Here is a 23996-nt window from a genome sequence, read left to right as displayed (position 1 = left end):
AGGGATCGCGGAAAAATGATCACTTCTCAAAGGGAGGAGAATCCAATGAAAATCCATTTTCTTGGAACGGCTGCAGCGGAAGGATTTCCGAACCCATTTTGCCGATGTGAGGCCTGTCGCAAAGCGAAATCGCTCGGGGGTAAAAACATTCGAACGAGAAGCTCTATATTGATCGATGATGTAATCAAGGTTGATTATTCAGCTGATTCCCATATGCAGGCGCTCCGTGATCAAATCGACTTGGGAGCGGTTGAGCATCTCTTGTTCACGCATACGCACTACGATCATTTTCAACCAACTGATCTGTACAACCGGATTGAGGGGTTTGCGCACGGTATCGATCATCCCTTACATATTTACGGCAACGATGCGGCGATTTGTCAGAGTAGGACGGCGCTGGGCTCGGTCGCTGGTAGCAAGAGGTTTGCATTCCACTTATTCCGACCGTTCGAGACGATCTCAATAGGCGATATGCAAATAACTCCACTGCTCGCAAATCATGACCAACTTGAAAATTGTTTGCTGTTTTATATTGAAAAAGGGGGTAAAGCTCTATTTTACGGAAATGACACCGGATGGCTGCATGACGATACTTGGGCATGGCTTCAAGGCAAAGCTATTGATATGGCGATCCTAGATTGCACCCATAGTTTTACGAAAAATGATCGAAATCCAAACCATATGGGGATTGAAACCGTGCTGGAGGTTCAGCGCATATGGAAGGAAGAAGGTACCCTTGGCGGGGACAGTCAAATTTATGTCACTCATTTTACTCATAACTCCGGTTTTATGCATAATGATTTTGAAAATGCTTTCAATTCCTACGGCATTAAGGTGGCCTATGATGGCCTGATCGTTGACCTATGACAAGTGGCAGCAGCGCAAAAGAACAGCGACAAATTATGGTTGTCGGCATTGTTACCGCGCTAACCCTCTTCGGCGATTCGATGCTGTACATTGTACTTCCGGTATTTTGGAAGGAAGTGGGACTGGATGCGCTTTGGCAGGTGGGAGTCCTGCTATCCGTCAATCGTTTCGTGAGGCTTCCCCTTAATCCTGCAATCGGCTGGTTGTATCACCGCATGTCGCTTCGAACGGGTCTGTTCCTATCCGTAGGGCTAGCGGCGCTTACCACAGTAGGATATGGCGTCTTCAAAGGGTTCGCTATTTGGATTGTGCTTCGGGCAGTGTGGGGAATTGCATGGTCCTTAATGCGAATGGGCGGTTATTTGACCGTGATTCGCTATTCCGACAATACGAATCGTGGGCGTTTAATGGGAACGTATAACGGATTATGGCGTCTTGGCAGTTTGGTAGGCGTACTGTTCGGAGGAGTGCTCGTACCCTTTTTCGGATTACAATCCGTCTCGATATTGTTTGGTATGATGGCGTTGGCCGGAATTCCGTTGATCGCGGCATCCATAAATGCGGGGAAAGCATCCGGGATTTATCAAACAGATTCAACTCGTGGTCGTGGAAATACGGTGTGGTCATTGCAAGTGAAGAAAATCGTTATAAGCGGATTAACTGTATCATTACTGCTCGCCGTGTTCAGTGCGACGCTTACTTATCTTATCGATACTAGCTATCCCAAGGGGGTACCGTGGTTCGGATTGGCCATCGGCAGCACGGCATTAGGCGGAATATTGACAGCGCTGCGCTGCGCTTGGGAACCATTCTTAGCCCGATGGTTCGGACAACGCACGGATGGATCAAGAGGAAGACTTCCATTGTTTATGCTGTCGTTGGCGGCTGCGGCGGTCTGTTACGCCTTGCTTCCGTGGAAGCTGCCGATCGGTATCTGGATTGTTATTGTGATTTTCGTAATGGTTACAAGCACCGCGCTTGGCACAATCATGGATGCCATGGCATCTGACGCCGCAAAGAGCACTTCTGTTATTACGGTCATGACCGCTTATTCCGTATCCACCGATTTGGGGGCGGCGATTGGCCCGACGTTGATTTATTGGGTGGTCGGTTTACGGTATGGCGTGACATCGATGTATCTGGCATGCGCTGCTGTATTCATCTTGATCGGCTTATGGTATTGGAAGGAATATGTGACAAAGGAGAGGGTATACCTTGGAAAAGAAGCTGAAGTTTCGTGACGACGGAACGTTTGTTATTGTACAGTTTTCCGATACGGAATTTATTGATGCGGAGGACCTGGATCCTGAGACACCACTTCTCGATGCAATGACGAAGGCGACGATGGAAAGGATCATCGAGCTCGAGCAGCCTGATCTTGTGGTGTTTGCGGGCGACGTGATTGCTAGCGCTAGAAGCAAAGACCCGCTCCAATCGTTCCGCAGCGCGATCGCTGTCGCTGAAGAAAACCGCGTAGCATGGGCTGCTGTCTTTGGAAATCACGACTCGGAAGGGAGCTTGCCACGAAAGAGAATGCATGAGGAGCAGCTTCTTCATGAATATTGTGTAGCCAAATCAGATCCTCCCGGGGTGAGCGGAGCGGGGAATTATGTGCTGACGGTCGACGATTCTACAGGAAAGCCGGCAGCTTCGTTGTTTTTCCTCGACAGCGGCGATTACTCACAGATGGATTCGGTGGGCGGATACGACTGGATACGCCGTGATCAAATCGGGTGGTACGTATCCGAATCTCGGCAATTGGCCGAGTGCAACAGTGGTACGCCATTACCTGCACTCGCATTCTTCCATATTCCGCTGCCGGAATACGATGAGGTGTGGAAGACCAAGGTGTGCGAGGGTCATTGCGTCGAATGGATCAGCACGCCTCAAGTGAACTCCGGCTTGTTCGCCGCTATGGTGGAGATGGGCGATGTTATGGGCACGTTCGCCGGACATGATCACTCAAACGATTACTGCGGTACACTGCACGGTATCCGTCTTTGCTACGGGAGATCTACTCGTTACGTTAGCTATGTAGACGGTGTGCGAATGGATGAGTTTCCGACGGGAGCAAGAGTCATTCGATTAAAAGCGGGCGAGCGTCAATTCGAGACATGGATTCGCCAAAGCGACGGACTTGTCGCGGAATTGCCTATGCATGAGCCGGATAATCGGTAAGACTGGGGTAGTTAGCGTATTCTAATAAGCCCCCGCATCCACGCGTAGATAACCTCATAAACCGATGTTTTTTAATTTAAGGATATATGTTCTTGTCTATTGCTCAGGACAAGAACATATATCCTTTCCTGTATATCGACAAAAACATGTAGTCTATGCCGATCATCAGTGGGAATGTCATCGAATTATTCTGGTTCACAGATGTCAGTTGCTCCTGCCGATGATTTTTCTGTGATACAGTATGCGATACAGAGAGAAGGGGGATTTGGAAGTTTAGCTGGAGAAGATGAAGGATTATTGATAGCGAGAAATCAAAAAAGAACCTGGACAGTTTTGCCAGATTCTTTGATATTGCATATAAAAAGACACAATGATATAATCAGATCACGACTGTCTCAAGGTTTAAAGGCAAAGTTATTTCATCTTACTCTTTAATTGTACCATGCTGATAAAACCTTGTCAAATGCTTTTTCTCAATTTAATGGTTAGGAGAGATGTTGAATGAGTTCTTTGGTTCTCGGTTTTCAAGAAATAGAAAAGACGCAGCACTTGCTCGTTGGCGGAAAAGGGTTTAATTTAGGGGAATGTTCAAAAATTGAAGGCATACAAGTACCAGAAGGATTTTGTATTACAACAGTGGGATATCAGAAAGCCATCGAACAAATCGAAGCGTATCATGTTTTACTCAATCGTCTAACCATGCTAAAAGCAGATGATCGAGACCAAATTGGTGAAATCAGCCGGAAAATCAGGCAACTCATTATGGAAGCAGAAATTCCATCCGATGTTGTGAAAGCAGTGTCTCAATATCTCTCCCGGTTTGGTGAGGAACATGCTTACGCAGTGCGTTCAAGTGCGACTGCTGAAGATTTACCACATGCCTCTTTTGCAGGTCAGCAAGACACCTATTTAAATATCATTGGCGTCGATGCCATCTTGCAGCATATCAGCAAATGTTGGGCTTCCCTATTTACAGATCGCGCGGTCACCTACCGTATTCAAAATGGATTCGATCACAGTCAAGTTTATTTGTCCGTTATCGTTCAAAGGATGGTATTCCCGCAGGCTTCCGGGATCTTATTTACCGCTGATCCAATGAGCGGAAACCGGAAGCAGCTGTCCATCGATGCCAGTTTCGGACTTGGGGAAGCGCTGGTCTCCGGCTTAGTTTCAGCCGATAATTATAAAGTACACGAAGGGGAAATCGTCGATAAGAGGATCGCAGCCAAAACATTGGCGATCTATGGACGAAAAGAAGGCGGAACCGAAACCCGGCAGATCGATCCAGATCAGCAAACGGCTCAAACACTTACCGATCAACATATTTTGCAACTGGAACGGATCGGAAGACAGGTCGAAGCTTATTTTGGCCAGCCACAAGACATCGAATGGTGTTTGGCTGATGATACATTTTATATTGTCCAGAGTCGGCCGATTACGACTTTATACCCGATCCCTGAAGCGAATGATCAGGAAAAACACGTCTATTTATCTGTTGGGCATCAACAAATGATGACAGATCCCATCAAACCATTGGGATTGTCTTTTTACCTGTTCATTACTCCTGCACCTATGCGTAAAGCCGGTGGGAGGTTGTTTGTTGATGTTGCATCTAGGCTGACTACACCTGTCGGCCGGGAAACCTTTTTGAAAACCATGGCATCCGATCCGCTCATTATAGGCGCACTCAAGACTATCATAGAGCGGGATTTTATAAAATTGTTACCAAATGATCCAACAGCACCGGTTCCCGCCAAAAGTAATACAAATAAGCCGGCAGCCTTCGAGAACGATCCGGCTATCGTTTCTGAGTTGATCCAGCAGAGTCAAGCCTCCATACAAGCTTTAAAACAAAACATCCAAACGAAATCCGGAGCGGAGTTGTTCGATTTTATCCTTGAAGACATCCAGGAATTAAAGAGGACTTTATTTAATCCGCAAAGTACGGCTGTGTTTATGGCTGCTATGAATGCTTCAGCATGGATCAATGAACACATGTACGAGTGGTTAGGCGAAAAAAACGCAGCCGATACGCTTTCTCAATCTGTGCCCAATAATATTACTTCGGAAATGGGCCTGGCGCTACTGAATGTCGCGGATGTGATCCGTCCTTATCCGGAGGTCATTGATTATTTGCAGCATGCAAAAGAAGATAACTTTCTGGATGAACTGGTTAAGTTTGATGGAGGTAAGGAAACCCAAGACGCTATCTATGATTATCTCAGCAAATACGGAATGCGATGTACCGGAGAAATCGATATTACGAAAACTCGCTGGAGTGAAAAACCGATCACTCTTGTCCCGTTGATTCTTGGCAACATCAAAAACTTTGAGCCTAATGCCGGCCATCGAAAATTTGAGCAAGGGCGCCAGGAAGCTCTGGAAAAAGAACAAGAGTTAATAGATCGATTGAAGCAATTACCGGATGGTGAACAAAAGGCTGAAGAAACCAAACGAATGATCGACCTCATTCGGAATTTCATTGGGTATAGAGAGTACCCCAAATACGGTTATATTAGCCGTTACTTTGTTTATAAACAGGCGATAATGAAAGAAGCCGAGCGGCTCGTTCAAGCTGGCGTAATTCTTGATCAAGAAGATATATACTATCTTACATTTGAAGAACTTCACGAAGTCGTACGCACCAATAAACTGGATGATCGGATCATCAGCAAACGCAAAGACGAGTATAGATTATATGAAAAACTGACTCCTCCGCGTGTCATCACGTCTGATGGCGAAATCATTTCAGGTGCGTACAAACGAGAAAATCTGCCGGCCGATGCGATTGTAGGTCTACCTGTTTCTTCCGGAGTGATCGAAGGAAGAGCGCGTGTCATTTTGAACATGGAAAATGCCGATCTGGAAGATGGAGATATATTAGTTACCCCCTTTACTGACCCTGGCTGGACGCCTTTATTTGTATCCATAAAAGGACTAGTCACTGAAGTTGGCGGATTGATGACCCATGGAGCGGTGATCGCGCGTGAATATGGCTTGCCGGCCGTAGTCGGAGTGGAGCATGCTGCCAAACTGATCAAAGACGGTCAGCGTATCCGCGTGAATGGAACAGAAGGGTACATTGAAATATTGAATTAAATGAAAAGTACGACATCTTTCGTAAATTCGGAGCTGGTGTTGTAATTTTTAAGCCGATCGTTTGGTTAATCTAAGGCAATCGGGAGAACGTCGCCATAAAAATAGTATCATGTTGAATGGAGCCAATAGAATGCACATAAGAACAATTCAAGCTGAAGATAACAGTGCCATAGAAGCGATTATACGGCAGTGTTTAATTGCTTTTGGCGGAAATCGTGAAGGGTTAGCATGGGAAGACGAAAGTTTAAGCCATCTGTTTGATTATTATAATCAAGATGGCAGAGCTTATTGGATCGCGTTCGATGCAAACGGAAAAATGCTTGGCGGTTGCGGGATCGCACAATTCGGCTCTCCTACGGAAGGGATATGCGAACTACAAAAGATGTATTTAATACAGGAAGCTAGGGGAACAGGTATTGCGAGAGAGCTGCTGCAGACCGCACTCCAGTTTGCACAACAGCATTATAGGGCTTGTTATTTGGAAACACTTCAAAATATGCAGGCAGCTAATCACTTTTATAAGAAACACGGTTTTCGGTTGTTGAAATCGCCGCTAACAGGTTCCGAGCATTTCGCATGCGACGCTTGGTATATTCGGGATCTATAATTGCCGGTCAGGGGAAGAGTCCCGGAACGGATGTGATCCGTTAGATGACGGTAGCAGAAAAATTGGAGGATGGCCAGGATGAAAAGAGCAGCGTAGTTCGCTGCTCTTTTTGTCGTTTATGGTGATAGGCAGGAGTGAATATCATCAGTTCCAGCATAGCGAAGCATCACGTCATTCCTCGACAGCGATGCGGGCATTTCCTAGCTTCAGGCAAGCTGGGCGGTGGGCCGGACCACCAGCTCGTTCACGTCGACGTCTGCCGGCTGCGCGATCGCATAGGCAATGGCACCGGCGATAGCGGAAGCAGGGAGGGCATCTCGCCGATACGTTTGCATCATTTTCCTGGCCCCGTCATCCGAAATACTCTCAGCGAGCTCGGACTCCGTCACGAGCGCGAACGGCGTATTTGGTCGCACAGTATACCGCTGCGGTCGGTGTGACGGCGTAAGCGCCGATGGAAGCCACGTTAACGAAGTGACCGGATTGCTGCTCTTTCATCAAGGGGAGCCCCGCAGCAATGCCATGCAATACCCCGCGGATGTTGATGTCGATCATTCGGTTCCATTCGTCGATTTTCAATGCTTCCAATCTTTCCACGCGTCTGGCCCCCATGACGACATGGGCGCCCCGGCTGGCGAGAAGCTTCGCCGTGGCTTCACCGATCCCGCTGCTTGCTCCCGTAATGACAACGAATTTTCCTTTTATTTCGGACATTGCATATTTCTCCTTTGAATGGATTCATATCGGTTGGTTCAAATAAATAATCACATGAATAATTAATGCCATTATCCAAATTGCAGTTCTCGCTATTTTTCAGGATAAAGGATCATGCCGGCGTGATAGAGCACCGAATCGCGGAAATCGCCGTCCGCCGTGAACCCTGTATCATCCAAGTAAGGTGAGCCGGATGAACGACACGCTTCTGGATGCGGTGCTGCGGCTCGTGAAGCTCGTCGAGGCACCACAGGATATTCCGGTACTTGCGCCCTATGCAATCCGGGAGATCATTTACCGGCTACTTCAGAACGAACAGAACGACGCATCTCTAAAGCAAATAACCGTCATCGGAAGCCATGCGCAGCGTATAGCTGGGATCGTAGAGAAGCTTAATCGCGATTTTGCGCAGCCCCTGCGAGTAAACGAAATGGCTGCAGAGGCTCGAATGAGCGCTTCGTCTTTGTATGATTATTTCAAGGAAGTAACGGGGATGAGTCCGATCCAGTTTCAAAAGCAGCTCCGATTGCAAGAGGCGCGCCGGCTGCTCTTCTCCGGATCGATCGATGCGGCGGAAGCTGCGTTTCAGGTCGGATATGAGAGCCCGTCGCATTTTAGCAGGGAATATGCGCGGATGTTTGGGGTGCCTCCAATCCGGGACGTTCACCGCTTGCGCAGTTCCCTTGTGAATGAAATGTCGGTTTCCTTGGAGATCAATGGAGGGTAGCCGGATCAATATAATGACATTCAGGCCCCTGTTTCAATTGAATACTGCATCCATCAACAAAACCCCGCTATGGCAGCGGGGTTTTGTTGACTAAATCAATGAGGCGATGCGTGATCGAAGCAAGCATCGTTCGATCTCTTCATTGAGGAGCTGTAATTCGGTATCCAAAACGCTATTTCCGGCCAAAATGTTGGAAAAGATCCGATAGATCGCCCCTCCAGCGCTTTAACCCGAGCTAGGAGGCCGGCAGCGCCAGACGGATCGGCCAGCGCTTCCCTTTCGAGAAGCTGCAGGTCCTTTTTGCCGCATTCGAGGAGCCCGAACTGTTGGCTGAAGAGATTCGTGCCTTCTTTCGGCTTTGAGAGGGAATATGTAATCTCATGATGCGGTTATAACGTCCAACGAAAAACAGGTGATCCAGGTAACTACACACAGAATGAATGGGATGTCCTCGCGGCGAGAGTAAAATAAATATCGAATTAAACTTTACACCTATTCATTTATATGCTAGATTAACTCAATAATAAATTCGACAAAGGAGGTGTAAGCAATGTTAACTGTTTTTAGAATTCTGTATGGAAAAAACGTGAAATTTGGCGATGATTTCGCGGACAAAGGGAGTAGTCTGTCCTTTATATGCGGAACCACCATACAAAAAACAGTTATCGGAGCTTTGCCTCTACGGCGAATACATGACAGAGAAATGACTCAGAATTCTTGATCATTATAGTCGTGTCTCGTTCTAAAGCTCAGCACCGATAATGCTATCGGTGCTTTTTTGCGGTTCATCTTCAGGATAGACCACTCCTTCTATATACTCCCGTTAAACTAGAGAGTCTTATGGAAGGATGGAAAACATGCAACTCAAACAAGGCAATAAGTATAGAAGAATAAAGGCATTCTTGAAGGAGCATCATTACCCCGATTTTAGGCTGAAACAAATAATGAATGCCGTTTTTCATGAGAAAATCGAACATTTCAACGACATCACCGTACTTCCCAAACGGTTAAGAGAAATGCTAGCCATGGAATTCGGAGCGTCTATTTTAGATATTGCTCCTTTAATGGAACAGCATTCCGAGCAAGTCACTAAAGTTTTGTTTGGGATTTCAGGAAATGAAAGAATAGAAACGGTAAATATGAAATATAAAGCCGGATGGGAATCATTTTGCGTCTCTTCCCAGTGCGGATGTCATTTCGGATGTACATTTTGCGCGACAGGCGACATTGGATTAAAAAGAAATTTGACCTCGGACGAAATAACCGACCAAATCCTTCATTTTTACCTGAAGGGGCATTCCATGGACAGCATTTCTTTTATGGGAATGGGGGAAGCGTTAGCCAATGTCCAAGTTTTCGATGCGTTAGACGTGCTCACGGATCCTGCTCTGTTTGGTTTAAGTCCTCGTAGGATCTCGATTTCAACGATTGGGATCATACCGAGCATTAAAAAAATGACCCTCCATTATCCGCAAGTCCATTTGACGTTTTCGTTGCATTCTCCTTTTCACGAACAGCGAAGTAAACTGATGCCGATAAATGATAAGTATCCGTTATTCGATGTCATGGACGCATTAGACGATCATATACGAGTCACATCCAGAAAGGTTTATATTGCTTATATTATGTTACCCGACGTGAATGATTCGATGGATCATGCCAAAGAAGTAGCGCGTCTATTGAAGGGGCGATACAGGGAAGGACGACTGTACCATGTGAATTTAATCCGGTATAACCCAACGGTGCGTTCCCCATTAAGGTTTGATGAAGCGGATGAGGACAGGGTGGTTAATTTTTACAAAACATTACAGTCATCAGGCATTCATGTGACCGTAAGAAGTCAATTCGGCATTGATATTGATGCTGCTTGCGGTCAGTTATATGGAAATTATTCAGCGGAATGACATATTCGCTTGTAACAGAAAGGAGTGAAAGAAATGAGTAATTCAGATACTGTGGTGACACATGTAATGCTCCGTATAAGTCGTTAATATCCATCAAGCTTATACGGAGAAGCAAAAAATCGATGGATGTGCCGACTTTGTATGAAAGAAACCAGCGAGATATACAAAGGAGGAATCATCATGTCAATGATTCAAGTACAAGACGTAACGTTTTCCTATCCATCCAGCTTTGACAACATTTTTGAAGGCGTGAGCTTTCACATCGATACGGATTGGAAACTTGGTTTTATCGGTAGAAACGGACGAGGCAAGACGACTTTTTTGAATCTATTATTAGGGAAATATGAGTACAGCGGGAAAATCGTTTCTTCGGTCGAATTCAATTATTTCCCTTATCCGGTGTCGGATATGAATAAGTACACGTATGAAATCCTTGAGGAAATATGTCCCCGAGCAGAAGATTGGGAATTTCTTCGTGAAATCTCCTATCTAGAAGTCGATGCCGAGATCATGTACCGGCCATTTAACACGCTCTCTAATGGAGAACAAACCAAAGTACTGCTTGCCGCGCTATTTTTGAATGAAGGCCAATTCCTATTAATCGACGAGCCGACCAACCATTTAGACACCAGTGCGCGAAAGATCGTCTCGGATTATTTAAAGAAGAAAAAAGGGTTTATTTTAATTTCGCATGACAGGAACTTTTTGGATGGATGCGTCGACCATATTTTATCGATCAATAGAGCGAATATTGAAGTCCAAAGCGGGAACTATTCTTCCTGGAAGCTAAATTTCGATAGACAGCAGGAACACGAGGAGGCAACGAATCAGCGTCTGCAAAAAGACATCGGGAGATTGAAACAGTCCTCCAAGCGTTCATCGGATTGGTCCCATCAGGTGGAAGCTTCCAAAAACGGAACGACGAATTCAGGTTCGAAATTGGATAAGGGCTTCGTAGGGCATAAAGCGGCCAAGATGATGAAAAGGGCAAAGAACATTGAATCAAGGCAGCAAAAGGCGATTGAGGAAAAGTCCAATCTGCTCAAAAACGTGGAAAAAACCGAAGCATTGGCTTTAGAAGCATTGAACTTCCCGTCAAAAGAATGGGTTGTTATGGCAGATGTGTCCGTTCAATACGATGGCCAAATCGTGAATAAGCCCATCAGCTTTACCGTTGAACAAGGAGATCGAATCGTGCTGGACGGAAAGAACGGGAGCGGGAAAAGCAGCATTCTCAAGCTGATCCTGGGACAACCGCTACAGCATACAGGCACGATGAAATTAGCTTCTGGGCTCGTCATTTCCTATGTTCAGCAGGATACTTCCCATTTGAAGGGCATGTTATCGGATTTTATTGAAGAGCATGAGATCAATGAACCACTGTTCAAATCGATCCTGCGCAAAATGGATTTTGACCGAATCCAGTTTGAGAAGGACATCTCTCATTATTCTGGTGGTCAAAAGAAAAAACTGCTGATAGCCAAAAGTTTATGCGAACAAGCACATCTATACATTTGGGATGAACCGTTAAATTTTATCGATCTTTATTCACGTATGCAGATCGAAGAGCTGATTCAAACCTTTAATCCCACTATGGTTATCGTTGAACATGATCAGGCTTTTCAACAAACCGTTGCAACCAAAATGATATCGATGTAGATGAACGTTACCGGAATGCACCTCGAAAGAGGTGTGAAGGGTAATGGATGTCTATGCAAACATGCATATATCAAAAAAAGCCTTTGGATTCGATCCAAGGGCTTTTTGTATGACTATTTTATTCGAGACCTTATTCAACATCATAAACAATCATAAAGAAAAAGTCTATACTTTTGGCTGGATATTTCTTACGATTGTGTTGCCGGCAAAACCTTAAAAAGGAGTTTTTGTACTTATGGATATTGATTGTCACCTCAATAAAGTTGATTTACAGGATTATGCTTGGAAGGTGTTTGGTGCCGGATATGTTGTGGATCATGTCTCGAAAATGCATGGTGGAGCGCAAAAGGTGGTCTATAAAATCGAATTTAGTAATGGATTCTTCTGCGTTTTGTATGTATGGGATCTTACCATGAATTATTTTCAAGAAGAAATCGCAGCTGATAACATTCATGAAAAATCCTATGGAAGCGACCTGTTTGCAATGAATAACAAATATTTAACCGAACATGGCATTCGAACGCCCGCTTCGTACGATCTGAATACGGAAAAAAACCTGTATCCTTTTGATTACGCGCTGGTTGAGTATATAGATGGGCATAAAGCAGAAGTCTATTTCCAACATTCTGATTCACGAGTTCAAGATAAGGTATTTCAACAGCTGGGGGAAATGCTTGCTGGGATGCATACCACAGAAAGATATTTCTATGGAAAAGCGAATCAAAGCGGAATGACCTCAGGGAATTGCCACCAATTGCAAATGGAAAACGCAAAAGTTCAGTTAGCCTATGCTTCCCAACATATGGATAGCATCAGAGAACATCAAAGTAAATTACTCGATACTTTATATGAACTTGAATCCAGAATCAAACCTAGAACACGGTATGGGTTTATTCACGGGGAACTCGGACCTGACCATGTTTTGGTGAATGACCGTCTTGAACCTTATTTGATCGATATTGAAGGAGCTATGTTTTTTGATATTGAGCATGAACACAGCTTTTTAGAGTTTAGGTTCGGAGATTTCTATCGATATCTAAAGAACGATACGATCGATCCTTACAGGATGTTGTTTTATCGGTATCATCACCATATCTCATTAACCTCGGGTGGTTTGAAGCTGCTTCATAGAGGATTTCCAGATCAACAGTTTGCTAGTCAGCTAGCCGTTCATCATTCCCAATGTGCATTGCGATTTAGTGAAGGAGGTTTTAAGTGAAATGACCCTAGTCATATGAAAGGATGCATCTGATTTCAGTTCATGGGCACGAGAGTGAATCAATGATTTGATTCGAGAGCAGACCGCTATGGCAGTCTGCTTTTTCTATTGAACCGCCGGAAGTTGTGAGCCGCATCAATCGCGGCATATTACAGTGCTCGATGTACGAGAATACGGGAAAGCTAGCAACAGGCCAAGCTCAACATGATCTGGGTTTAACCGGAACTACTTATGGACAATATAAGCTTAATCTGTCTTGCAAACATCCCAGGACTTCTTCCGGCATTTCCCTGACCTTGATATCCCTGCCCAGGAATAGCAGCCAATTTGTGATTTCGGTCAACTCTTCAGATTTATTTACATTGATATAAGTCCTTAAAATGGCGGTGGTTTGGTAAGGATTCGTATAGGAAATGGTAACTTTCAAAGGATGGTATTTTCTGAACTGGGCAATCGCTTTTGGACCAAGCTCAAGGACAAGGTTGATGACTTCTTCCTGCTTACGTATTTGTTCTAAAATCTTTTTCTTGCTTACTCTTTTTTTCTCGGGGTAAGGCTCTATTTGGGTGAGATCGTCGACAGGAAAAATCCTTCTTTTTTCTTCCTTCAAATCAAAACCTTCGATTAGCCAGAAGCTTTTTTCGCGATAAAGGTGCAGGAGATACATTGGATAAGACTTTATTTTCTTCTCTTCTTCAATGGAAACCAATACATAGCTGTCGAGCAGAATGATTTGAATTAGTTTCTCCAACATCGGATGGGGGAGGTCGGACAGATCGAGCAGATCGGGATTACTCGGGTTGGTCCCTTCAAAAAGCAACATTTGATTCAACAGAACAAGGTCATCCTGCTGGTTTTCCGAGATGAGCCCAAGCAATTTCTCAGCTAATGACTGGCGACTCTTCAGATAAGGGAGCTGTTGATTTCTTGTGGCCATAAAGGCAATAAACAGAGCTTTAATCTCGTTATCGGTAAAGCGGACCGTCGGCAGGATTGAGTTGTTCATGACAAAATAACCCCCATCCCTGCCAACTTCAGCCACAAGCGGCATCCCCATGGCTTCGATTTCCTGTATATCTCGAATAGCCGTCGAACGGGAGATGTTAAATTCCCGCATGATTTCAGAAATGGTAAAGTGGGCACGGTTGTTGATATAGCGCATGATGATATTAATCCGTTCAACTTTTTTCATCCGAGCCTCCTTAACAGTATCACTTTTTGACATGGTTTAAGGTTATTATAAGCCTATCAAGTGAAAAGACAAATCATTTGATCAAATTTAAAAAAAAGGAAGGTTTTGAATATGGCACAATATACGTTGGAAGAAAAGGACACCTTTATTGTTTTGGGAATTGGAACGGAGCTTAAGAGCCATTACACAGATTTTGCTGGCATAAACAAAGAAAAGTCAGAATTTTGGTCAGCCGTCGAAGAAGATGGGACGCTGGACACGTTAAAATCCGTCGCCACGAATGACTACATTTTTGCCGTGAACGAAGCGGTGAATAACAAGATGATGTATTATGCTGGCGTCATGACAGAGGCATCGTTGCCTGAAGCAACGAGAATGATCCAATTCCCTAAGGGGGAATACATCGTTGTTAAAGGAGAAGCGAAGTCGTCTGAAGAGCTCAGCAATCAGCTTGCCGGCATTGCCTTTGGGCAAGTCCTGCCGGAAGTAAATGAAGTTGCCTATGTCGGCGGTCCGAATGCATCGGTTGAGATGGGGCAGCGAGACGACGTCGTATTTGGTGAAATGTGGATTCCTGTTGTTAGGAAATAATGAGATACAGCTTCCGATGCGAGTTTTGCTCGAAGTCAGTTCTATTTGTTAGGAAATAATGAGATACAGCTTCCGATGCGAGTTTTGCTCGAAGTCAGTTCTATGATGCAATGCTCGCAAAACTAAGCCAATGCTTCCGATGCGAGTTTTGCTCAAAGTCAGTACTATGATGCTATGCTCGCAAAACTAAGAGCCAATGCTTCCGATGCGAGTTTTGCTCGAAGTCAGTTCTATGATGCAATGCTCGCGAAACTAAGCCAATGCTTCCGTTGCGAGTTTTGCTCGAAGTCGGTGCTATGATGCAATGTTCGCAAAACTTTTAGGAGGAATCGAAATGTCATATATCGTTGACTTTAAAAATGTGTCTACGGTTGGTTTGGAATCTTCGCCTGTAGCCGAAACGCTTGCTGGGTTGCGTGCGAATGAAGCCCGTTACCTCATGAACAAATATAATCACGAGTTTACGGTCGTACCCGCCAGCGAAAGTCAGGAAACCCTGGAGTACGTAAACCGTATTTTGAAAGAAGAACGTGATATCGAGTTTGCGGCCAAGCCTTTGGAAACGTCGCGTTTTCAAGTGGAAAATATTCAATTTACTTACGTCTTTTATGAAGATGGTCTTGGGCTCAATGTCATGTATACGGTTGATGACCCGAAGAAGCGGGCCGTTGGTTTTAAGCTTTCGGAAGGGATGGAAGTTCCGAAGGAGTTGGAAGCGAAATTCAAGTTTGCCAGACAGAAGTCTAAATTGGCCGGAACCATACGGGGCTCGTTTTTTGTCATTAAAAGAGAATATTAAAGTATCACTTTCTTTATCCTTAAAGAATAAAAAGAGCAGCGAACCGTCGCAGCTCTTTTTATTTTTCCTGATTAATCGAACAAGTCTCCAAACATATCCATGACACTTTTTTTCTTTTTCTTGTGTGGTGGATGGCCATGATGCGGGTACTGCTGCTGAGGTGGATAATACTGCCCTGAAGGCGGGTCTTCCTTCTTTGCTCCATGCTTGCTGGGGGAATCCCCGTAGTACCATTCGTTGTAATCCTGGCGGACTTCTCTGACGTCCTGCATCAGCTTGTCCAGCTCACCCCGATCGAGCCATACCCCTTTGCATGAGGGGCAAATGTCGATAAGAATGCCGTTCTTCTCCACTTCTTTCATGCGAGAGCCTTCGCAAACCGGACAATTCATTACTTCACCCTCCTTTATGAACCCAAGTTCACCAGTAATACGGCGCAATTGCACAGTGGGTTTCTTTTTTATGTCCGGGTTTCTGCTAAAGAGCAACAATGTGGATCGGTATGACTTCACTAATTCGAACTTCATTTTATTAAGTGCACTTCAAAACGTGTAGAGTACTTTATAAAATGTTTTATCCGTAGACTATTTAAACCTCCTTGATTATGATTACGGTGTAAACTAGTGTTTCTACGTCACAATAGAAATGCACCATCAGTCCAGTTCAAATCGAGGTGGAAAATGAAAACAGCTGACCATTTTAACTTAAGTGAAAAGTTAAATACTTACATGTATGCTTTAGCGGATCAAGGATATTTTAACGGAGCCGTACTGGTTGCGCAGGAAAACCAAATATTATTAAGTAAAGGTTTCGGTATGGCCAATTTTGAGCATGATGTACCGAACACTTCAACCACGAAGTTTCGTCTCGGGTCTTTAACCAAGAGTTTTACTTCACTTGCAATAATCCAGTTACAGAACCAGGGCTTACTTGATGTCAATGATCCGGTTACGTCGTATATGTCAAACTACCCCCATGGAGATATCATAACCATCCGCCACTTATTAACCAACTCATCAGGAATACCTGATTATCCGACTTCTCCTCACTTTTGGGAAAAAACAATGAAACTTTATTCGACTATTGAGCAAACCATTGAAACTTTTAAAGAGAGACCGCTGCAATTTACCCCAGGAGAGGGATACAATTACACAAGTTCTCCCTTCATCTTGTTAAGTTACATTATCGAGAAAGCTTCAGGAATGTCGTATCAAGACTATATAACTGATCATATCTTAACTCCGTTAAATATGAAAAATACGGGGGTTGAAGACGGTAGAACGCTCTTAAAACATTTTGCCTCAGGTTACTCCATTTGTAAGGGGATTATCCCAACCGAGTATACGGACATGTCATTGCATGCGGGAGCCGGAGGGATGTACTCCACAGTCGAGGATCTTTATATCTGGGACAGAGCTTTAACTAGGGACGGAATACTCACACATCAGCAATGGGAGCAATTATTCGGGGAGGATACGTCACCTTTTGGCAGCTACGGTTGGGTAGTAACAGAACAAATCATCAACAACAAATCAAGAAAACGGGTATGGCATAACGGAACCATGAATGGTTTTACTGCTGAGTTCAATCGCTATTTAGACGAAGATATCACCGTTGTAGTATTAAGCAATGTCAACCTTACACCTGTTGATGTCATTAGTGAGCGTTTGGCGAGAATAGTGATGGGCGAAGAAATCCTTTCACCAAATCCTTTCTCTCGTATAATTATAGCCCCCAATGAATTAAGAAAATATGCCGGAATATATCACACTGGTGAAGAGAATAACAGCATAGATTCCACAAGAGCAATTGAGTTGATGGAGGCTTTGGATAAACTATCAAGTATCGATAAACCTAAATTCGCTGTCGGATTATTTTATGAAACATTCTACCAATATGGGATCGACACTACAAAAACCGTTGTTGTAACTTATGAAGAGGATAGCCTTTATTTATTTATTCAAAAAAATTGGGGGGCATGGTTTAAGTACGAAATCGTACCTCTCTCCAAAAAAGATAACTCCCTAATTTGCACTACGTTGCACATAAAAGAACAGATAGAGTTCCTAATAGAACCAAACGGTCAACTCAGGTTAATCCATTTAGATCCGCATGGTCACCAAACTGATGCGCTTAACTTCATTCCGATTTAATTCATCCAGCGAATTGAAACAGATGTAATACATCATATGTAAGACGAAAAGAACATGCACGCTTAAATATATTTGCGGCTATTTGGGTTTTAACGATATATATTATCGATTTACGTAAATTAAACATACGTTTTCAGGAGGTGGAGAGACTTGATCGAGGAGTACAGCCAAGCCTATGAACTACTGCGAGAAGCCGTTGAAGGATTGTCTGAGGAAGAGTTGCGTTTCCAACCTGCACCAGACAAGTGGAGCATCCATCAGATTGTAATCCATGTGACAGATAGCGAAATCCTGTCGACACATCGGATGAGAAAAGTCTTGGCTGAGGAAGAACCGCTTCTGCTATCATTTGATCAGGAAGCCTGGGCAGACAACTTGGGATATGAACGGTTGGACCGTGAGCAGCATCTGCTCCTGTTCCAAATGCTTCGGGACAGTATGCTGCCGCTTATGAAAAATCTGACTCCCGAGCAGCTTGAGAGGATCGGGAAATATCCCGATGGAGCACAGTACACGTTCAAAGAGCTACTGGAATCGCGCATCAAGCATGTTCGTGACCACCTTGCCCAGATCGAGCGGGTAAGGCAGGCATATCTGGAGGATAGGGTATAACACTATTTGCTAGTGTTGATATTTGATATAAGAAAACCGCCTTTTTGAAAAGGCGGTTCAATGGGCCTTCGTACCGATAGATAAATAAATTAGTTGTCTGCTTTTATTGAGTGTCTTCATCGCTTTTGTACTCCAAAATATCTCCTGGCTGACAATCCAAAGTCTTACATATCGCTTCTAATGTTGAAAAACGAACCGCTTTTGCTTTCCCGTTTTTCAGAATGGAAAGATTCGCCATAGTAATTCCAACCCTCTCCGAAAGTTCTGTTACGCTCATTTTCCTTTTTGCCAACATCACATCAACATTGATGATAATAGCCATGATATTCACCTCAGACCGTTAAATCATTTTCTGATTTTATATTAATAGCTTCTTGTAAAAGTCTTTGGAGAACAGCAGCAAAAACGGCGATCACCATAGAGGCGAAAATAATGACCAATCCGATGGGTATGAAACTTGGAGGATCAACTCTTTTCCCCATGAGATAGTAGAGTGGCATACCTAGCAGGTACAAGGTACTGATCGTGATGGCACAGTATTTTATATTCCATAAAACCTTTACCGATAATTCCGAGAACGCTTGGTTCTTATCAATTATGCTTAAAAGTTTAAAAGCTTGAAACAGAGCAAAATAAAAAGGTATCGCTGCCGCGTACATATCGATTAAAACGAGAGATTTCATATATGCAATATCTGGATACAATTCCCCAGCAAAATTCCCGATCTTGGGTACCAAAAATATGCACAATGCAAGAACTAGGATTCCTATGAAAATAACAGCTAGCTTTAAAAAGAGTGTCGTAACTTGTTTCATAAAAAAGCACCTCGTTAATTAAACTTTACCGAAACGTTGACAACATGATTATAGTATATAATTTATCGTTTTACAATAAATAAGTATTGAATTACATTATATTATTATTGTTGTTGAAATATCCTATTAATTTTGACAAATATAAAAAGCATTTCTCATTACATAGAAATGCTCTAACTTTAAAATGTTAAATTTACAACTGGTCCCATTAAAGCAGTCCATCCATTTTTTTGAGCGGCTGTGGTAGTTGTTTACATTTTTGATAGGGTACCGCCTTTCACACGTTGTTCTCCGCCGGACTTGAATCGGTAATGAGCCGAGCCTTTTGAATTTGCATAGGAACGGAATCAGTAATTCAAAAGACGTCCGTTGTCATTCCAATTGCCATACAATTTATTTTGCCTAGTGTTTGTTATAAACTTATCTAATCTTTTCTTAAATAACTCAGGTTGATTTATATTACTTTGTATAGTGTCGATTCGAACTCTTTTATAGAGATCTGGTAATCGAACGAAATTCTGATATACACCTGTTTCCTCTTTCAGCCTCAGCTCGATAATAGGGTCAATGTTAAATGACTCGTAACTCAGATCAGGGAGCATCTTTCTACCTGCTTCTGTCATTAATCCTAACGTTACAAGACGACGTGCCCGTTCTTTATTTAATTCAGTCCATGAACTTTTTGGGGTTCTTGGAGATAGCCTTTGGGCTAGTTCAGTCTCGGAAATTTTCTTTTTTATTCCATCAATCCATCCAAAACACAAGGATTCTTCGACAGCGTCCAGATATAGCAACGTACCAGGTGTCAACTTCATACTCACGACAACCCAACAAGATTCTTCAGTCAAACAATGTTCCCGGAACCAATACCTCAATTCGCTTTTCGACTTTGCTGAAAGCAGTTCGTTGATTTCCATGAATGTCTTTCATTCTCCTTTCTGTCTTGGCTACAAACGAGAAAAGGTGGCAACGCTCATTGTACGTTGCCACTTATCCTTAAGTCATATGGCCTGCAACTTTAATTATCTAAAACGAAAAGATGCTCCTTGTAATTAATTACTGCTGTTGGTTTGAAACTAAACGTTCAAGAAACTTATCAGCGTCACGATTAAACTTCCAAACAACACCAAATTTATCAACCAACATGCCGAAGCAGGAAGACCAAGGCATTTCTGATAACGGCATGATAACATAGCCGCCTACAGACAAATTAGAAAAGTAATTTTCCAGTGTTTGCTTATCATCAATAACGATACTAATCAGTATATTGTTGCCTTTAACCAACTCGCCCGTTACCTTCTTCATAGAAGGAAGAATATCCGACATCATTATTTTGCCACCAGCGAATTCTAAGGATGACTCCATAATCATATTCAACTCATTTTCTGACAATGGGTAGTTTGGATCTTGTGGAAAATCCTTGAACTTCACTTTTTTGACCTTACTTGAACTCAGAGCTTCTGAATAAAAATCAATGACCTGCTCTGTATTCCCATCAAAGTTTAAATATGCAATAACTGACATGAAAAAACCTCCTTCTTGTAATACATGAAGTATAAGCTATAATAGGTGACAGCTATATTGTCACCTATTATAGCTTTGTAAAATTACTTTTTTATACCTAAGAAGATTCTCTGAAAGCTTTGTAAGTGTTCATAAATGGGTTAATTTTTTCACGGTTCGACCCGGGAGGGATAATATGGAGAAAATCGAAAGATTAATATCTATCGTAATGATCTTACTGCAAAAGAATGTAGTTTCAACTACCGAGTTCTCACAATTATTTAACGTATCTAAAAGAACGATTCTACGTGATATGGAAACCCTCGGTTTTACTAATATACCTATTTATTCTATCAATGGGGTTTACGGCGGCTACGGGATTATGGATGAATACAAATTAGACAAGCGACTTTTAAGCAGTAAAGACTTAGAAAATATCTTAACGGCACTGGGCGGATTGGGACAAATTCTATTTAGTGATGAAGTGGAACTAACTCTTAAAAAAATTCAATCGATGATAGAATCATCATCCTGGAAAAGCTCAATTCACCTGTCATTTTATGATTGGGACGGTCGTTCTGAGATTATTCAAATCTTAAAGACTTGTCAGGAAGCAATCGTGCAAGGAAGGTTACTTACCTTCGATTATATAGATCAAAGCGGACTCAAGACGAATAGAACGGTCGAGCCATACCAGCTTCATTTTAGTGAAATGAGTTGGTATTTGAAGGGATTTTGTTTAAATCGAATGGGATATCGAACTTTTAAATTGTCTAGAACGGATAATCTTAATATCGATATCAAAACATTTGTTCCTAGAGATTTTTTGAATGATCAAAAAGCTGAACAACATTATCAACCGAAATTAATTACAATTAAAGCATTGATCTCACATAGCATAAAAGATCACTTTATTGAAAGATACGGTCAAAAAAATATTGAAGCCTATAATTCTGAATTTCTAATAGCAACAATAGATGTGCCGCATAACCATAATGGATTCCAGTTTTTGGCTGGTTTTGGAACGAATTTAGTCATCATAGAGCCTAAATCATATGTTGAAGATTTTCGAGAGTTTCTAAATGTCATGATTAACAAATATGCCTAAATAACCCTATGCATAGTTCTGCTAATTATCTTTGTAGGGGGACTAACATGGTTACATTAGAAGTCGTCTATATGGCGGCATTTTTGTTTAAAGGGAACGATTTCTTGTACCTAGTTTAACTCGTTCCTTTGGCCGTAAAGGACAAGGGTATGGTCCTATTGCCACAGTTGATGAAAGTGTATATAAGAGAGAGGAAAGGGATACTTCAACAAAAAAAGGAAAGGCAACCGGCTGATAAAGCAGCTGCCTTTGCTCAACGAACAGGAGATGCGGAGTGTATAAGGGCCGTTTTTTAAATCTGAGCCGTAGGACGGATCACGATTTCGTTGATGTCCACTTCGGCCGATTGCTCGATTGCGAAAGCGACCGCGCGGGCAACGGCATCCGGCGGCAATCCTAGCCCGTCTCTAACCGAGGCCAGCCGATCCTTTACTTCCTGATTGGGTATTCCATCAATAAAGTTCGTCTGCACAACACCCGGTGAAATGATGGTTACGCGTATGTGATCGCCTGCTTCCTGCCGGAGTCCTTCGGAAATCGCTCGTACGGCAAACTTGGAACCGGAATAAACCGCCTGGTTCGCAACGGTCTTCAGTCCAGCAGTAGAGGCGATGTTTACAAAATGCCCGAAGTTTTGCTCTCGGAAAACAGGCAGCGCTGCAGCAATGCCGTATAATACGCCCTTCGTGTTGACGTCGATGGTCGCTTCCCAGTCTTCGACGCGCAGTTCATCCAGCGGGGAAATGGGCCCTATGCCTGCATTATTGATGAGCACATCCAGTTTTCCATACCTTCCGCATGCCAGCTGTATCAGATTGGACAAATCGTCGCGGCTAGTAACATCTGTTCTTGCATATACAGCCATTCCTCCGTAGCTTTCAATGCTCGTCACAATTTCTTTAAGCCGATCTGTACTGCGAGCCCCGAGAACAAGCTTTGCTCCAAGCTTTGCAAGGTGGACAGCTGTTGCTTCGCCAATTCCACTGCTCGCGCCTGTAATGGCAATGACTTTATCCTTAATTCCTGACATCGTTTTATCGTTCATATTCATAAACGAATCCCTCTTTCATTTTAAATTTGCTTTGCCTATCCCATAATAAGAAAAATCAGATGAAACCATGTAGACCATTCTTGCGTAATCCTTGCCTATTCCTGCTCAGTCTTATAATAGATTACTAGGTTGAACAAAAAGGAGCTGTGAACAAGCCTTGAACCAACTCGTTTCTGAATTAGCATTGCAAATTGCGCATCATGCGACGGTGGATGGTGTGCATACAACCGCGATTCCCGAGCTCTGCTTTCGGCGTGCATCCTATGAATCTGAACCGACGCATACGATCAACATGCCCTCGCTATACCTGATTGTCCAAGGATCCAAAACGGCCGCTTTTGCCGGGGATAGCTTCATGCTCGATCCGGGTATGTATATGGTAACCTCTGTTCATCTCCCGGTGATCGGGAAAATTATCGAGGCTTCGCCGGAAAAGCCTTATTTAAGCTTGGCACTGACGCTCAATCCGGATGTCATTGTGGATATAAACGAGAAATCCCGCCTTTCTCTTAAGGAAAGGGGAGAGATCTCAGGGCGGGGCATTCTGGTCAATCCGTCCATCCCCTCCTTGCTGGATGCAATGCTGCGCCTTGTCTACCTGTTAGATACGCCCGCAGATATTGACATGCTGGCACCGCTCGTGATCCGGGAAATATTCTATCGGGTACTGCAGGGAGAGCAGGGAGCGCTCATCAGGCAGTTTGCCGTAATCGGAAGCTATGCCCAGGGCATTTCAAACGCCATTCATCTGATCAACAGAAATTACTCACAGCCACTAGTGATTGAAGAGTTGGCAGCTCAAGTCAGCATGAGCCCGACAACCTTTCACAAGCAATTCAAACGAGTAACGGCCATGAGCCCGCTGCAGTTTCAGAAAACCATCCGCTTGCAAACGGCTCGACGGCTGCTGCTCAGGGAAGGACTGGATGCTGCAACGGCCGGATTTCGCGTCGGCTACGAGAGTCCCTCTCAATTCAGTAGGGAATATGCACGGTTATTCGGACGGCCTCCGATGAGCGATGTCCAACAACTGCGTGATTCGTTAGGGGAAGGATATGGTGACTGAATCGGCTCGATATGAAACCACAATAATATTTCTTCATTAATTGATGAATTAAAACTGAATTGATCAGCAATATCCTGGTGCTCTAGATGATATAGATTGAACGAGACAATAAAGAAGCTCAGAAAGCAGATA

Annotated in this window: 21 protein-coding genes and 4 pseudogenes; 15 read left to right on the top strand and 10 right to left on the bottom strand. The window is 43.5% G+C overall.

The genetic code is table 11. The features are described 5' to 3' along the window. The first annotated feature begins 45 nt into the window (after nt 1-45). The 5 genes from KJS65_RS07780 (at nt 46) to KJS65_RS07760 (ending at nt 6751) form a co-directional block, all read left to right on the top strand. Nucleotides 46-867, top strand: coding sequence for an MBL fold metallo-hydrolase (locus tag KJS65_RS07780; protein WP_213649305.1), 822 nt, complete (start codon nt 46-48; stop codon nt 865-867). After that, nucleotides 864-2108, top strand: coding sequence for an MFS transporter (locus KJS65_RS07775; RefSeq protein ID WP_213649304.1), 1245 nt, complete (start codon nt 864-866; stop codon nt 2106-2108). Before KJS65_RS07780 ends, KJS65_RS07775 begins: the two co-directional genes overlap by 4 nt. After that, the gene (locus KJS65_RS07770) at nt 2083-3045 is read left to right on the top strand and encodes a metallophosphoesterase family protein (protein WP_213649303.1); all 963 of its coding nucleotides are present in this window, start codon (nt 2083-2085) and stop codon (nt 3043-3045) included. Before KJS65_RS07775 ends, KJS65_RS07770 begins: the two co-directional genes overlap by 26 nt. A 501-nt stretch (nt 3046-3546) precedes the next feature. After that, nucleotides 3547-6144 (top strand): phosphoenolpyruvate synthase, encoded by a 2598-nt coding sequence (ppsA, locus tag KJS65_RS07765; protein WP_213649302.1) that lies wholly within the window; start codon nt 3547-3549, stop codon nt 6142-6144. A gap of 130 nt (nt 6145-6274) precedes the next feature. Continuing rightward, nucleotides 6275-6751, top strand: coding sequence for a GNAT family N-acetyltransferase (locus tag KJS65_RS07760; RefSeq protein WP_213649301.1), 477 nt, complete (start codon nt 6275-6277; stop codon nt 6749-6751). Between the two features lie 206 nt (nt 6752-6957). On the opposite strand, the pseudogene KJS65_RS07755 reads toward KJS65_RS07760, so the two are convergent. Both KJS65_RS07755 and KJS65_RS29790 read right to left on the bottom strand, forming a co-directional pair. Beyond that, nucleotides 6958-7465: pseudogene (locus tag KJS65_RS07755) on the bottom strand (SDR family oxidoreductase). A gap of 92 nt (nt 7466-7557) precedes the next feature. Further along, nucleotides 7558-7647 (bottom strand): annotated as a pseudogene (locus KJS65_RS29790) (Atu4866 domain-containing protein); the annotation flags it as partial. A 2-nt stretch (nt 7648-7649) separates the two neighbouring features. On the opposite strand from KJS65_RS29790, the pseudogene KJS65_RS07745 reads away from it, so the two are divergent. From KJS65_RS07745 to KJS65_RS07730, 4 genes and pseudogenes are all read left to right on the top strand, one after another. Next, a pseudogene (locus KJS65_RS07745) lies at nt 7650-8192 on the top strand (AraC family transcriptional regulator); the annotation flags it as partial. Between the two features lie 857 nt (nt 8193-9049). Then, the gene (locus tag KJS65_RS07740) at nt 9050-10096 is read left to right on the top strand and encodes a Cfr family 23S rRNA (adenine(2503)-C(8))-methyltransferase (RefSeq protein WP_213649299.1); all 1047 of its coding nucleotides are present in this window, start codon (nt 9050-9052) and stop codon (nt 10094-10096) included. A 180-nt stretch (nt 10097-10276) separates the two neighbouring features. Next, complete coding sequence (locus KJS65_RS07735) at nt 10277-11755, top strand: Lsa family ABC-F type ribosomal protection protein (RefSeq protein ID WP_213649298.1); 1479 nt, start codon at nt 10277-10279, stop codon at nt 11753-11755. A gap of 235 nt (nt 11756-11990) precedes the next feature. Further along, nucleotides 11991-12974, top strand: a complete 984-nt coding sequence (locus KJS65_RS07730) for a phosphotransferase (protein ID WP_213649297.1) — start codon at nt 11991-11993, stop codon at nt 12972-12974. 229 nt (nt 12975-13203) lie between these two features. On the opposite strand, the gene KJS65_RS07725 is transcribed toward KJS65_RS07730, so the two are convergent. Further along, nucleotides 13204-14166, bottom strand: a complete 963-nt coding sequence (locus KJS65_RS07725; RefSeq protein ID WP_213649296.1) for a helix-turn-helix transcriptional regulator — start codon at nt 14164-14166, stop codon at nt 13204-13206. A gap of 111 nt (nt 14167-14277) precedes the next feature. Between KJS65_RS07725 and KJS65_RS07720 the strand changes: the two genes are divergently transcribed. Together KJS65_RS07720 and KJS65_RS07715 are read left to right on the top strand one after the other, a co-directional pair. Then, nucleotides 14278-14757: a GyrI-like domain-containing protein gene (locus tag KJS65_RS07720; protein ID WP_213649295.1), complete on the top strand. Its 480-nt coding sequence runs from the start codon at nt 14278-14280 to the stop codon at nt 14755-14757. A 334-nt stretch (nt 14758-15091) separates the two neighbouring features. Further along, entirely contained in the window at nt 15092-15556 is a 465-nt protein-coding gene (locus KJS65_RS07715) for a phage tail protein (protein WP_213649294.1), read from the top strand. Nucleotides 15557-15627: 71 nt separating this feature from the next. On the opposite strand, the gene KJS65_RS07710 is transcribed toward KJS65_RS07715, so the two are convergent. Then, a complete protein-coding gene (locus KJS65_RS07710; protein WP_213649293.1) occupies nt 15628-15948 on the bottom strand; it encodes a TFIIB-type zinc ribbon-containing protein in 321 nt (106 codons plus the stop codon). Between the two features lie 288 nt (nt 15949-16236). Between KJS65_RS07710 and KJS65_RS07705 the strand changes: the two genes are divergently transcribed. Both KJS65_RS07705 and KJS65_RS07700 read left to right on the top strand, forming a co-directional pair. After that, nucleotides 16237-17709: a serine hydrolase domain-containing protein gene (locus KJS65_RS07705; protein WP_213649292.1), complete on the top strand. Its 1473-nt coding sequence runs from the start codon at nt 16237-16239 to the stop codon at nt 17707-17709. A 150-nt stretch (nt 17710-17859) separates the two neighbouring features. Continuing rightward, nucleotides 17860-18321 (top strand): DinB family protein, encoded by a 462-nt coding sequence (locus KJS65_RS07700; protein ID WP_213649291.1) that lies wholly within the window; start codon nt 17860-17862, stop codon nt 18319-18321. A 103-nt stretch (nt 18322-18424) separates the two neighbouring features. Here KJS65_RS07700 and KJS65_RS07695 read toward each other — a convergent pair whose 3' ends face one another. From KJS65_RS07695 to KJS65_RS07680, 5 genes and pseudogenes are all read right to left on the bottom strand, one after another. Next, a complete protein-coding gene (locus KJS65_RS07695; RefSeq protein WP_028776701.1) occupies nt 18425-18643 on the bottom strand; it encodes a helix-turn-helix domain-containing protein in 219 nt (72 codons plus the stop codon). A 10-nt stretch (nt 18644-18653) separates the two neighbouring features. After that, the gene (locus KJS65_RS07690; RefSeq protein ID WP_213649290.1) at nt 18654-19136 is read right to left on the bottom strand and encodes a DUF2975 domain-containing protein; all 483 of its coding nucleotides are present in this window, start codon (nt 19134-19136) and stop codon (nt 18654-18656) included. A 165-nt stretch (nt 19137-19301) separates the two neighbouring features. Next, nucleotides 19302-19483 (bottom strand): annotated as a pseudogene (locus KJS65_RS29785) (IS1595 family transposase); the annotation flags it as partial. Beyond that, nucleotides 19484-20053 carry a YdeI/OmpD-associated family protein gene (locus tag KJS65_RS07685; RefSeq protein WP_213649289.1) on the bottom strand — a complete coding sequence of 190 codons (570 nt, stop codon included), beginning with the start codon at nt 20051-20053 and terminating at the stop codon, nt 19484-19486. 139 nt (nt 20054-20192) lie between these two features. Further along, the gene (locus KJS65_RS07680; protein WP_213649288.1) at nt 20193-20660 is read right to left on the bottom strand and encodes a VOC family protein; all 468 of its coding nucleotides are present in this window, start codon (nt 20658-20660) and stop codon (nt 20193-20195) included. A 175-nt stretch (nt 20661-20835) separates the two neighbouring features. Here KJS65_RS07680 and KJS65_RS07675 point away from each other — a divergent pair, with 175 nt between their 5' ends. Further along, nucleotides 20836-21747: a helix-turn-helix transcriptional regulator gene (locus KJS65_RS07675; protein ID WP_213649287.1), complete on the top strand. Its 912-nt coding sequence runs from the start codon at nt 20836-20838 to the stop codon at nt 21745-21747. Between the two features lie 292 nt (nt 21748-22039). On the opposite strand, the gene KJS65_RS07670 is transcribed toward KJS65_RS07675, so the two are convergent. Then, nucleotides 22040-22798 carry an SDR family oxidoreductase gene (locus KJS65_RS07670; RefSeq protein WP_213649286.1) on the bottom strand — a complete coding sequence of 253 codons (759 nt, stop codon included), beginning with the start codon at nt 22796-22798 and terminating at the stop codon, nt 22040-22042. A 157-nt stretch (nt 22799-22955) separates the two neighbouring features. On the opposite strand from KJS65_RS07670, the gene KJS65_RS07665 reads away from it, so the two are divergent. After that, the gene (locus tag KJS65_RS07665) at nt 22956-23864 is read left to right on the top strand and encodes an AraC family transcriptional regulator (protein ID WP_213649285.1); all 909 of its coding nucleotides are present in this window, start codon (nt 22956-22958) and stop codon (nt 23862-23864) included. The last annotated feature ends 132 nt before the right edge of the window (nt 23865-23996 follow it).

It is taken from the genome of Paenibacillus sp. J23TS9 (genome assembly GCF_018403225.1).
Lineage (GTDB): Bacteria > Bacillota > Bacilli > Paenibacillales > Paenibacillaceae > Paenibacillus_AQ.
Note: the sequence above shows the minus strand (reverse complement) of the source record. Positions and strands in the feature narration are given on the sequence as shown.